Here is a 12,091-nt window from a genome sequence, read left to right as displayed (position 1 = left end):
GGAACGGAAAAGCGGACCGTTTACGCGACAGATTTCGGAGCTGTTTTGCGATAACTTTTATCTATCAGATCGAACAAAGGCGGATCCAATTCCGGATCAATCGCATAAATCACCCTTCTTGGGTCCACAGCATTTGCAAGATTGAAGACTGCTTTTCTTGCGTCCGGTCGGAAAGTTTTACGATCGTAACCTACGATCTTGATTTTCCCCTTATTCGAGAAGACAGGCCTAATTGTCCCGACTCTTTCCAGAAGAGGACGAGTTTGATTTTTATTAATTTCTTTGATTACGCAGGTCTCGAAATGGATCTTATGCTGAGAATCTGTGGAAACCACGATCACATAGTCCCCTTCGTTTAGAACACTTTTGTTCTCGCATAAACTCAGAGCCATAAAATCGAAAAATTCCTTAACTACTCTTTCATTATATGAGAAAAAGCTGTTATTCAGGATCAACTTCATAGCGGTGATAGGAGCATATGCTGGTCTCCAATTTTGAGCACTACTTAATGAAGCAAACTCTCCCGCGATAGAAATAATTGCTGGATCGTCTTCGCTATAAGAATTGCTTTGTAAAAGATATAATTGTTTCTGCATATCTTCCACGAGTATACTTCTGGAAGGATCGTTCTTATATTTTTCGTAATATTCTCCCAGTCGTTTCTCTAGGAAAGCGGTAGAAGGATAGTTATTATTCAATCCTTCTCCTCTGTACGGTCTATGGCTGTTTAATACTGCAGTTTTAACTGGACTTGAAATAGAAGCCAAGTTCCCAATCATCAAGTAGCTTACGATAGGATGATTTTTCACGTATTCGAATTCTTCCGTGCTTAAGTTCCCATGTTCCGGAAGTTTCATTCTGACTTTGCCTATATCTACCATATAAGCCGCCATCATCAGATTTAATTGTTGTGCCTTAGAATTTTCAGTGTCTTTAACTGAGATCGCTTTTAAACTCCGTAACTTCATTGCCATGGAGATGACTGTTCTTTTCGTCAAAACTTCGGAGTCTGTCTCCACTCCGGCGGATTTCATTACTTCGATTACGTTGACTAAGCCTAGTTCGACATCTTGGCTATTCGCAAAATCGTCCAGGATTACATCAATTGCCTTTGCGACATTCTTCACATGATTTCCGTTTAATGGATAATCTCTCAGTTCTTTGAGAAGATCGGAAGCCTGCCTTGCCATCTGCAAGGTGAGATCAGGATTCACTAATTTGATATAAGAAACTTTTTTGCCGTTTACGGAATCGGGTTGTTCTACTTGGATTCCAACCTTATGTCTTTCGGATAGAAGGTAATAAATTCCCTGTAGTTCGAACTTTTGGAGTTTATTAATATCTGCTTCGCTCGCATTGTCTTTGCGATGGATTAAGATCTGCCCGTTCTTATTGTAAAAATCTACGGGTATGGATTGAGCTTCTTTAAATTGTCTGATTACTTCTGCATTGAACTCAAATCTTTCAAGTCTGAGGGGATCGATCGGACCGCTTTGAAATTGAGTCATAGTAAAAATCCATACGCATTACCTGAGGGCCAAAGAATACAAGAGTTTATCCCTTCCAGTCCAAACTCTTGAAACCTGAAATCAAAACTGCTATTAAACCTAAGTTTTGAACCAGACTTATAAGCCCAATGTATATAACGTTTAAGTAAGATATCTGTCTAGTAACAAAGAAATGATTCAGCCTTAGCAGCAGGCAAGAATAAATTTCCGAAATTGTGTCAATCGATCAAGAAACAGGTGCTTTAGAGGCAGAATCCGGATCGGAAGAAGTCCTAGAGGGATATGTTTCCCTTACTTTACGATCCAGAGAGTCAAAAAACTCAGGATCGATTTCCGGATCCACTAAATAGATGATCCTTCTCGGGTCTGCGTTACGCTCTAAGTTAAAAATTGCTCGTCTTCTGTCCACAGTCAAGCTGCCCATCTCGAAGCCGGAGATCCTGATCTTTCCATTGTTTGCGAACTTCGGTCGGATAGTTCCGATTCTCTCCAACATCGGTCGGATGGAATTTTTGTGAGATTCTTTAATGATACAGATTTCAAAGAAGACCTTACGATTCGAATCCTGGGAAGCGACAATAACGTAATCTCCAATCTTAACGAAAGGTTGGTTATCACATAAGGAAAGTCCTACGTGATCGAAAAAGTCTTTCAGCGTTTTTTCATTATAAGCGAAGAAACTATTGTTCAAGATCAGTTTCATAGCCTTGAGACCATCCATCGGTTGTCTCCAAGGCTGAGGAGTCGTCAAAGAAGCGAATTCTCCCGCAATAGAAAGAATCCCGATATCTTCGTAAGAGATTGCGTTCGTAAGAATGGACTTTACTTGTCTTTGGATATCGGTTGCTAAAAGATTTTTACGAAAATCGTCTTTATACTTTTCTCGATACCCTTGGAGTTTTTGCACCAAAGGTTTGGTTTGTGGATAATTATTATTCATCCCTTCCCCACGATGAGGTCTATGATGATTTAAAACTACCGCCTTAACAGGATCTTCGATCTCCGGAAGATTAGCAATCATCAAGTAGCTTATGATCGGATGGTTTTTGATATACTCCAACTCTTCTGGTTTTAGATTCGCGTGAGTCGGAATCTTCATCTGAGTGTAACCGATATCAGCAAGGTAAGAAGCCATCATCAGATTCATCTGTTCTGTCTTCTTCTGCTCCATATCCACCTTGGTAAAAACTTTTGCAGCTCTTACCTTCAATGCCATCGCGATCACTGTCCTTTTGGTCAGGACTTCGGAATCCACGGGCATACCCGCATTCTTCATCACTTCTATAATATTGACTAGTCCGGTCTCCATATTAGGAGAAGTTTTAAAGTCATCTAAGACTGCGTTTATGGATTTGTTGATCTCTTTTACATGGTCTCCGTTTAACGGAAACTTTTTGATATCGGATAATAGATCAGTCGCTCCTCTGGACATATCCAAAGTGAGTGTAGGATTAATAAGTTTATCGAAAGAAGGATCTAAGGAACTTTTTTTGTTAGAACCGGGATGGATCTTAGAGATCTCGGCAGTTAAAAAATAGATACCTTGTTTTTCGAATTTTTGAAGACGACTGATATCGTCTCCAGACGCCATATCCTTTTTGTGGATCAGGATCTGTCCGTGTTTATTATAAAAATCGACAGGTATAATTCTATTTTCTCGGAAGTGTTGGATCACTTCTTCCGTAAAATCGAACTTTTGTAAATCTCTGGCTGCGTCCATCGTTAGGTGGAAGGAACTCCTGGATTATAGTATCGGCAAATTGATCCGATGAATCGAATCATTCCGATACCACAATACGTCTCTTTATGGGTTTAGTTACTTTGGACGTTTCAAATATGCGCAATCAAACTTGATTTAAGCTGCTTTGCAGAATATATCTTCGGATCCTTTCTTCTGTGGAGCTTCCTGCAAAACCGATTCCTGTACGAGAGTCGGTTAATATGAATGTGTCCTGGGCTTTTAAGGATTTACCGTCCGTTCTAACTTCTCCGGAAAGAATATTGATCCCGAGATCCTTCAGAACTCCGGTCACAAAGTATAATAACCCTTTTCTGTCTGGAGCTTCTAAGTAGAATTTTGTAGCAGAATTGCCAGGAACGTCCTCAAACTCCAATTGAGAATCTTGTCCTAGATAAAATGTATTTCGAATGTCTATTTCACTTGAGGTTTGGATCATCTCTTCCAACGCATTATCATCGGAAAAGACAGAAGACATTAAGATGCCGAGTTTGGATGCTTTGATTTTAGAATCTGTTTCAGGTGACCTGAGAAGAAATTCGTCGTAGCTGATCATGGAGTCGCCATCTTTGATCGTGCGAATATCTCCGGAAAGGATCTCAAATCCCATAAAGAACATTGCCTTCACCATTTTATGAAGGGTTCCTGGGGCAGTCTCAGAAGTCTTAAGTGTAACTCTGTAGACTCCGTATTCTTCTTTGTAGTTAAATTCTATCATGGTTTCCGCTTTCCTACAAAGCCTGCATATTCCTTGAAAAATAACACTCAAAAACTAAGGCTTTTCAGTGAATGTTTTACGAAGTCTAAATGAGTAGTAGCTCCTTTTTCAATATTCTGTCTCCTAAAATTTTTCATCAATGAGACAGAAGTTCGAGGAAAAACCGCTGCTAGCGGATATACGCCGGAAGGCCTCTGGAATATACTGGGGAAATCGGTGAAATTTTTTTACTAACCGATACGCCCATTTCTCCCACTGGGGATCCATGGGGATATATATATGACAAATAAACAGAAATTTACCGAAGGATTCAAATTCGGAAAAACGCAGGCGACGTATTCTAACACAAAATCGGCCGGACCTAAGGTTCCACAAGGAAGCCAGGCTGCTAGAGGCTCTTATTCTTCCTCTTTAGGGCCAAGTTTTGCAGGAAACGAACCTTCTTCCGAATCTCCTTTGCTAGTCCTTCTAGGTTTAGGCAGATATTTTAAGAATTATAAAGTACGACTGGGCATCGTTTTAGGCCTTCTTTTTACCGAAATCATCGTTTATTCTGCGATTCCTTTCTCTTTTAAGTTTTTGATCGACGAAGCTTTAATCGGAAAGAATGAAACAGTTCTCTACATAACTGGTGCTCTACTGATTGGAGGCACGATCTTAATTACTGCCGCAGGGACATTCAGAGATTATTTATACAATTGGGTCTCTGCTCGTGCTATAAGAGATATGAGAGAAGAGTTATTCATTCATTTACAAAGAGTGAATTTAGACTTTTACGCAAATACTCGTCTAGGAGATGTGCTCTCAAGATTCTCAACCGACCTGACTGCATTAGAAAACGCAGTGCTTGCACTCATTCCTTGGGGAATTTCTCCGTTACTGGAAGCAATTTTCGGAACTGCCTTATTATTCGCTCTAGATTGGAAGTTGGGAGCAATTGCCACCTTGATTTGGCCGATCACTTTTTTAGGTCCTGTATTTTTCTCCACTAGATCAACCGCAGCAAGCTACGAAAGAAAGATAGAAGAAGCCAAGGTACTCACTGCTGTCGAAGAATCTATCTCTGCTCAAAATCTGATTCGAGTCTACGATTTGGATGGAGCATTCTGGGATAAATTCAAAGGGAACTGTGAGAAACTATTTCATGTTTCTTTAAGATTAGGGCTGACTAATTCTTATTTAGAACGTTCTGCCTCCGGCGGGATCCTTCTTTTGCAGGCGGTACTTTTGATTTCGGGAGCTTGGTTCGCATTCCACGGAATGGTGAGTGTGGGAGCTTTGGCGGCTTTTCTTCCTCCTTTCTTGAACTTGTCTTATTCTCTATTGTATGTATCCCAATATTTTCCTACGATGAACCAAGCAAGCGGTTCCGCTAGAAGAATATTAGAGATCTTAAGAACTCCTACCTTCGAATCCGAAGGAGGAGAACGTCCATTTGCACCTTCTGAATTGCAAAATTCTATCAAACTAGAAGATTTACATTTCCGTTATAAAGGTAGAACCAAGAATTTAAGCGGAGTCAATCTGGAGATCCAAAAAGGAACTTATACTGTTATCCTTGGACAAAGTGGTTCAGGAAAAAGTACCATTCTCAAATTTATCCTAGGAATGATGGAACCGAACCAAGGAAAAGTTACTTTGGACGGTATTGCAATGGAGAAGATCCGTTTGGATGCACTTCATTCCATGATTGGTATCGTATTCCAAGATACTTTCCTATTCCATACCAGCATTCTGGAAAACATTCGTATGGGGCGCCCGGACGCAACCCCGGAAGAAGCGATCGAAGCTGCAAAACTTGCCGAGATCCATGAATTCATTTCTGCACTTCCTGACGGATACGAAACCATAGCAGGGGACAAGGGTTCTAAACTCTCAGGCGGAGAAAAACAGAGGATCGCATTGGCAAGAGCGTTGGTAAGAAATCCTCAAATTCTTCTCCTGGATGAAGCGACTTCCGCATTGGATCCGATCACAGAAGCAAGGATCTTAAAGACTCTCCAAAAATTGAGAGAAGGTAGAACAATCGTTTCCGTGACCCATAGATTGACCGGTTTACATGCCGCAGACCAAGTAGTAGTCTTGAAAAACGGAAGTTTGGAACCTTATCCTTCTCCGGAAAATGATTCACTTTCCGCGGCCGCAATCGGATTGTAGAAATATGCTGAAAGTGCCGACTTACGTTGCTGAGTCTCCAATCGGAGGACTCGGAGTTTTTGCAGGTAGAGATATAGAAGAAGGTGAACTCGTGTGGGAGTTTCACCCTAAAACCGTTTGGACCCTAACAGAGAAAGAAGTACAATCTCTTCCTGAAAGGCTCCAAAATCTGATCTATACATATTCTTATTTGTTCGAAGGACAATGGTACTTCTGCGTGGATAATTCCCGCTTCATGAATCATAGCGACCAAGCAAACACCTTAGAAGATAAAAGCGGGGTCCGGGGAGCAAGTAATCCTTTAGGAAGGGACAGAGCTGTCCGCAAGATCCTAAAGGACGAAGAATTAACCTGCAATTATAAGGAATTCGATCAGAACTGGAAGGATAAACTTCCTTCTTAATAATCTATCTTAAGATCTTTGATCTTCTTATCTAGAGTGTTTCTGTTAATTCCTAAGAACTTGGCAACCCTGGTCTTGGTGTATTTGAATTTTTTCATGGCATACTTGATCAGTCTTGCTTCGACTTCTCCCACCACAACTTCCATAGCTCTTCCATCTAATGCATCTAAATGAGCAGGAGAGAACTTAGAACTTGCAACTTCGGAAGAAGCTTCCGGATCTACACCAACTTCCACATCTTCTCCCTCATCGCCGTAAAGTATACGTCCGCTGATCTCTGAGAAGTCTTGGATATCCAACATTTCGGATTGAGAAAGTACGACGGCTCTTTCGATCACGTTCTCTAATTCCCGGACGTTACCCGGCCAAGCATAGCTCATCAGAAGTTTATGAGCTTCTCTGGTAATCCCTTTGATTTTCTTAACATTCTCAGAAGTATACTTAGTAATGAAGTGATTGATCAGAAGAGGAATATCTTCCGGCCTTTCACGAAGTGGTGGGGTCAACATATTGACCACGTTCAAACGATAATATAGATCGGCTCTGAATAGTTTTTGAGAGATCAGATCTTCCAGATCCGCGTTCGTCGCGGCTATAATCCTTACATCAATCTTCTTAGGTTTAACTGAACCTACCGCTTCGATTTCCTTTTCCTGAAGAACTCTTAAAAGTTTGGATTGAAGATTGAGATCCATCTCTCCGATCTCATCCAAGAAGATGGTGCCAGTATCAGCCATCTCGAACTTTCCTTTTTTGTCTGCAACTGCACCCGTGAATGATCCTTTTTTATGACCGAATAATTCGGATTCTAAAAGATTTTCAGGAATAGCGGCACAATTGATCTTAATAAAAGGTTTATCACCTCTGGAAGAATTATAATGGATCGCCGATGCGATCATCTCTTTTCCTGTTCCGGATTCTCCAGTGATCAATACGGAAGCACGAGAATCTGAAACAAGTTGGATCATCTCGAAAAGTTTTTCCATAGACTTGGACTTTCCAATCAAGGAACCGAACTTGTACTTATTCTTAAGTTCTCGTTTTAATAAGATATTCTCTCTAGAGATTTCACGTTTTTCTTCATCGATCAGTTTTTGGATACGGATCGCTTGGTAAATTACCGAGGCAACTACCTGAAGGAAGTCTAAATACGTTTTTAGATCCACGTATTTTTTATGAACGAAGAATACGCTAACTACACCCAACACGTCGGTATCCGACTTAATTGGCGCCGCAAGGAAACTAACGTTCTCGGGATTGTTCTTAAAATGGCTGGCGTTCCCTAATCTATTCAGGAAATTTTCATCGCTTACGATGGATTCAACAATGACAGCTTCTCCGGATTCGTAAACTTTTCCGGTGACTCCTTCTCCAGGAAGATATACTCCCTTCTCCATTTCCTCTGCGGTAAGTCCCGAGGCAGCGCTAAGTTTCAGGATATTTTTATCCGATTCGAATAGAACGATGGATCCTCTTTCTAAGTTCAGGGATTTATCCAATCTATCCATCACATCATCAAAAATTTCCTGGAGAACTAAGGTAGAAGTTACAGTTCTAGAAATATCTATGAGTACTTGTTGGATCTTATTCTTCTGCTCCAACTGTCTGAAAGTTTGGAGGTTCTTGAAGATCTGTGCCGCCATATTGGCGAGGGTGGAAACGAGTTCCAGATGTTCTTCGCTGAAAGCCTGTTTTCTGCTGGAGTCAAGAGAGATAACTCCGATGACCTCGTCTTCTACGATCATCGGAACTGCAAGCTCTGAAAGAATATCGTCCTTAATGGAAATGTAATGCGGGTTTTGGGTAACGTCGTTAACGATCATACCTTCGCCGGAAGCGGCAACGATACCGGTAATACCTTCTCCCACTCGAAGTTTAACTTTTGTTCGAACGGAAGGGTTCATACCTCTGAAAGTTACTATGTCCAAGACCTCGTCCGATCTGCTGATCAGCATAAGTGAACCTGAACCAACCTCACAAATTTGGATACATCTCTCCAAAATCAGATCCAGAAGGCGATCTGGATCCAAAGTCGAATTCATAGCGGTTGCCACTTCTTGTATATGGCGGAGTGGGCTGGGTTTTACGTAACCGGACATCTGCTCAAAAAAGGTGCTGATTGATGATTTTGCGGTCAAGGAAAAAACTTAAAATCCAAGCAAGTCGCTTCGTTTCCAGGAAAGAACGCAATATTTGTATCAGAATCAGTTTAGATTGATCGATTCAAATGACATAATATCATAAATGAGCGGTTTACTTTACATTTTAGAAGAAGATTAATCTCGAAATTTAGAACAAATTCGTGTTATTCGAAGATTTTCTGAAAAAGAAGAATAAAAACATCTTTCCACCCTCTCTTCTTCCCGTATCATCTTTATCCCGATGTCCTGCGTATTTTGCGGAGAATATTATCTTCCGGACGGAGAATTCAAAGATGGAAAATTTCTTTGTAATTCCTGTGGAAGAGAATGGATCTTAGAAAAAAGAAAACGAAACAGGATCAAACCTCCTGAAGTACACGCATTATCTAACGAGATCCTCTTAGAATTTCTTTCTCTTTTTAATACGAGTCCTAATCTAGACGACCTTCTCGAAAATTTCACTAACCTAGCATTCAGAAAATTGAATCTTCCTGGGATCTCAGTTATGGTATATGAGCCTAGATTGGATCGTATCCTAGTAAAATCCTGCAAAAATAAAAAAGGCCCCGCTCTAGAAAAATTAGCCTTTAGGATGGAGATCAAAAAGGGAGAACAGAACGGTCCTTTAGGGCAGGCGATCGAGACCTGTAAATCTGTTTATTATAGATTTGATGAACAACCTCATAAACAGATCAGACAATATGGAAGAGTAAATAAGGTAGAATCCGAATTGTCGGTCCCAATCCATCTTAAAAAAGAAGTATTAGGATTAATTAATGTAGATTACGAAAAAGACGATCCAGTACAAGCGGAGAAGGATCGCTATTTCCTGGAATTGATCGCTAGTCAGTTTGCTACTACATTAAAGAACAGAATTCTTTTCGAGGTTTCTCAAACCCAATCCAGGAATTTCAGAAATCTGCACTCTGCAGCTTTAAAACTCAGCAGTTTAGGATTTAAATATAGAACCGAAATTTTCCGGGTCATTCTACTTTCCTTAACCGAATTTTCCGAAAGTAATCTTTTCGTTTTGATAGAAAGAAAAATAGATTCAGAAGGAAAAACGATCTCTACCGAAGGACATATACTTACAGGAGTTCCGAGAGCACCGGAAATCAAATTGAATGTCCAATTAAAGGGAGAATGGAACGTTCTGAAAAAACTGACAGAATCCGCTATATTGCTAGATTCGTCAGATCTCAAGGAATGGAAAACCTTAGGCAGTAACGGAAAGAAAAAACACCTGGCAATCTTACCTGTATTACGTTCCGATAATTCGGAAATTTGGATACTTCTCGCTAAAGAAGAAGAACTTCATTGGAGCCCGGAAGAAATTGATGTCTTGAATGCATTCGCAGTCCAAGCAGGGATCTCCATCCAAAACTTTCATTTATTCCACCAAAGAGCGGAAAAAGAAAGATTGGATAAAGAGATAGAGATCGCAAGAGACTTACAAAGATCTCTTCTGCCTAGAAAAATGCCAGATCATCCGAACTACGAATTCAGCGGGATCATGGTACCTGCGATCGGAGTTGGCGGAGACTATTACGATTTCATAACACATCCTACCAATAAAGAAACGTATGTTTGTATCGGAGACGTGAGCGGCAAAGGTGTTCCGGCCGGAATCGTGATGGCAACGGTTAGAACAGTGATCCATTCACTTGTTAGAAAGAATCCGACACCTTGGGAAATTTTAGTTACAGTAAATACGTATTTATATCAAAATTATTTTAAGGATATTGTTTCTCCTCGTTTCATGTCTTTGACCATTATTCATTGGAACCAAAACGAAAATCGTTTTGTTTTCAGCGGTGGGGGGCAAGGAGATATTCTAGTTTATCGTAAAAAGGAAAATCGTTTGGAAGAAATCCCGACAGGAGGAGTTGTTTTAGGAATAGATCCTGACATAGACCATTTTGAAAATAGTGGAGAACTTTACCTAGAGCCAGGAGATTTTTTTCTAATGCTTACTGATGGGGTATGGGAAGCTATGAACCCTTCCGAAGAATTTTTCGAAATGGATCGCCTACACGAATGCGTTTTTGAAGCCAGAAAAGAAACACTTCCTCAGCTGCTGGAAACTGTGTTAAAAAAGATAAAAAACTTTACCGGGGAAAGGGAACAGACAGATGATATTACTTTAATAGGCGTAAAACGTTTAAAATAAAAATGAACGAAACCTTAGAATCCATTTTTCAATCCGCCTGGTCTCGACTAAAAAATTACCATGAGTTTATGAAAAATAAACCTGCAGTGATTGCCTTTTCAGGTGGAAAAGATTCTTCCCTGCTTCTTCAATTTTATCTTTGGCTCCATAATAAAAATCTAATTTCCCATTTTCCAACTATTTATCATTTGGATCATTCTATCCGAGATAATATGGAACAAGAATCCGAAATCTTAAAGTATATCCTCTCCTTAGCTCCCAATTTTACCTTTAAAAAAAAAAACGTTCCAAAGTTTGCTGCTAAGACTAAACTAAGTTTAGAAGAAGCCGGAAGAGTTCTTCGATTTAGAGATCTAGAAAAAATTTACGAAAAGATAGGCGGTTATATTGTTACCGGCCATCATGCCGAAGATTATCTAGAAACAGTACTTCTACAGCTCATCAGAGGTGGTGGTTGGAATTCTCTACGTACCTTAGGAGTTTTAGAAAATAATAGATTCAGACCATTATTATTATTCGGAGAACAGGATCGTAAAACAGCATTGGCAAACGCCGATTGGCCGGTATTCGAAGATGAATCCAATTCTTCTTCACGTTACCTTAGAAACCGAATCCGAGCAGAATTACTTCCTGTACTTTTAAAAGAAGGCGCTGATCCGGATAAAATTTTTCATAATTTTCACGATTCAGATACACCTAGAAGCGGAACATCAAACCGCAAGGTAAACGAAGACGAGATTAGAACAGTATCAAGAAGAATTTTGGAAGAAGAGCCTGCTTCTATTTGTAAACAAATTTTAGACTTACATTTAAAAAGTTTGGGCCTTCATCCGCTGAATTCTCAGTTTCTTGCGGACCTTCTTCATAACCTGGACAGAAAAGTTTCTTTTTCTCTCGAAAACAAAGAAGTTTGGTTTTGGAAAAGTGTTTCGTCAGATCTGTACATCTTACCCAAAACCGCTTCTTATTTGAAACCGTTCAGTTATAACTCTGACTCTTTCTTTTTGAAATGGAATGGTAAGACCAAAAAGATACCGAAAAATTGCGAACCTTCTAACGACGGAGAAGGAGAAAAAATCCTGCTTGGAGGAATCCATCGAGACGTTTCCGAAATCCTTAGAGAGAAAGAGATTCCGGTTCCGGTCAGAAAAATGCTACCCATTCTAAAACGAAAAGGGAAAACTGTATTGGTTTGTCTTCGTTTGTGGGATGCCCGTTTCGATGATATTCGATCGGATGATTTCCAACAAGATTAG

General features: G+C 40.1%; 8 protein-coding genes. 4 read left to right on the top strand and 4 right to left on the bottom strand.

The features are described from left to right. Positions 1-20: 20 nt before the first annotated feature. The 3 genes from CH365_RS06900 to CH365_RS06890 all read right to left on the bottom strand — a co-directional run bounded on the left by CH365_RS06900 (position 21) and on the right by CH365_RS06890 (position 3,964). Positions 21-1,508, bottom strand: coding sequence for an HD domain-containing phosphohydrolase (locus CH365_RS06900; RefSeq protein ID WP_100767836.1), 1,488 nt, complete (start codon positions 1,506-1,508; stop codon positions 21-23). A gap of 226 nt (positions 1,509-1,734) precedes the next feature. Then, the gene (locus tag CH365_RS06895) at positions 1,735-3,228 is read right to left on the bottom strand and encodes an HD-GYP domain-containing protein (protein WP_100767835.1); all 1,494 of its coding nucleotides are present in this window, start codon (positions 3,226-3,228) and stop codon (positions 1,735-1,737) included. A 124-nt stretch (positions 3,229-3,352) separates the two neighbouring features. Next, a complete protein-coding gene (locus CH365_RS06890) occupies positions 3,353-3,964 on the bottom strand; it encodes an ACT domain-containing protein (protein ID WP_100767834.1) in 612 nt (203 codons plus the stop codon). 279 nt (positions 3,965-4,243) lie between these two features. On the opposite strand from CH365_RS06890, the gene CH365_RS06885 reads away from it, so the two are divergent. Together CH365_RS06885 and CH365_RS06880 are read left to right on the top strand one after the other, a co-directional pair. Continuing rightward, positions 4,244-6,121, top strand: coding sequence for an ABC transporter ATP-binding protein (locus tag CH365_RS06885; RefSeq protein WP_100767833.1), 1,878 nt, complete (start codon positions 4,244-4,246; stop codon positions 6,119-6,121). Positions 6,122-6,125: 4 nt separating this feature from the next. Next, the gene (locus CH365_RS06880; RefSeq protein WP_100767832.1) at positions 6,126-6,524 is read left to right on the top strand and encodes an SET domain-containing protein; all 399 of its coding nucleotides are present in this window, start codon (positions 6,126-6,128) and stop codon (positions 6,522-6,524) included. On the opposite strand, the gene CH365_RS06875 is transcribed toward CH365_RS06880, so the two are convergent. Then, entirely contained in the window at positions 6,521-8,566 is a 2,046-nt protein-coding gene (locus tag CH365_RS06875) for a sigma-54-dependent Fis family transcriptional regulator (RefSeq protein ID WP_100767831.1), read from the bottom strand. The genes CH365_RS06880 and CH365_RS06875 overlap by 4 nt on opposite strands. Before the next feature lie 340 nt (positions 8,567-8,906). Between CH365_RS06875 and CH365_RS06870 the strand changes: the two genes are divergently transcribed. Beyond that, positions 8,907-10,835 carry a GAF domain-containing SpoIIE family protein phosphatase gene (locus CH365_RS06870; RefSeq protein WP_100767830.1) on the top strand — a complete coding sequence of 643 codons (1,929 nt, stop codon included), beginning with the start codon at positions 8,907-8,909 and terminating at the stop codon, positions 10,833-10,835. Positions 10,836-10,837: 2 nt separating this feature from the next. Further along, positions 10,838-12,091, top strand: coding sequence for a tRNA lysidine(34) synthetase TilS (gene tilS, locus CH365_RS06865; protein ID WP_100767829.1), 1,254 nt, complete (start codon positions 10,838-10,840; stop codon positions 12,089-12,091).

Origin of the sequence: Leptospira neocaledonica, assembly GCF_002812205.1 — a bacterium.
Taxonomy (GTDB): domain Bacteria; phylum Spirochaetota; class Leptospiria; order Leptospirales; family Leptospiraceae; genus Leptospira_B; species Leptospira_B neocaledonica.
This window is presented reverse-complemented; position numbering and strand designations above follow the sequence as displayed.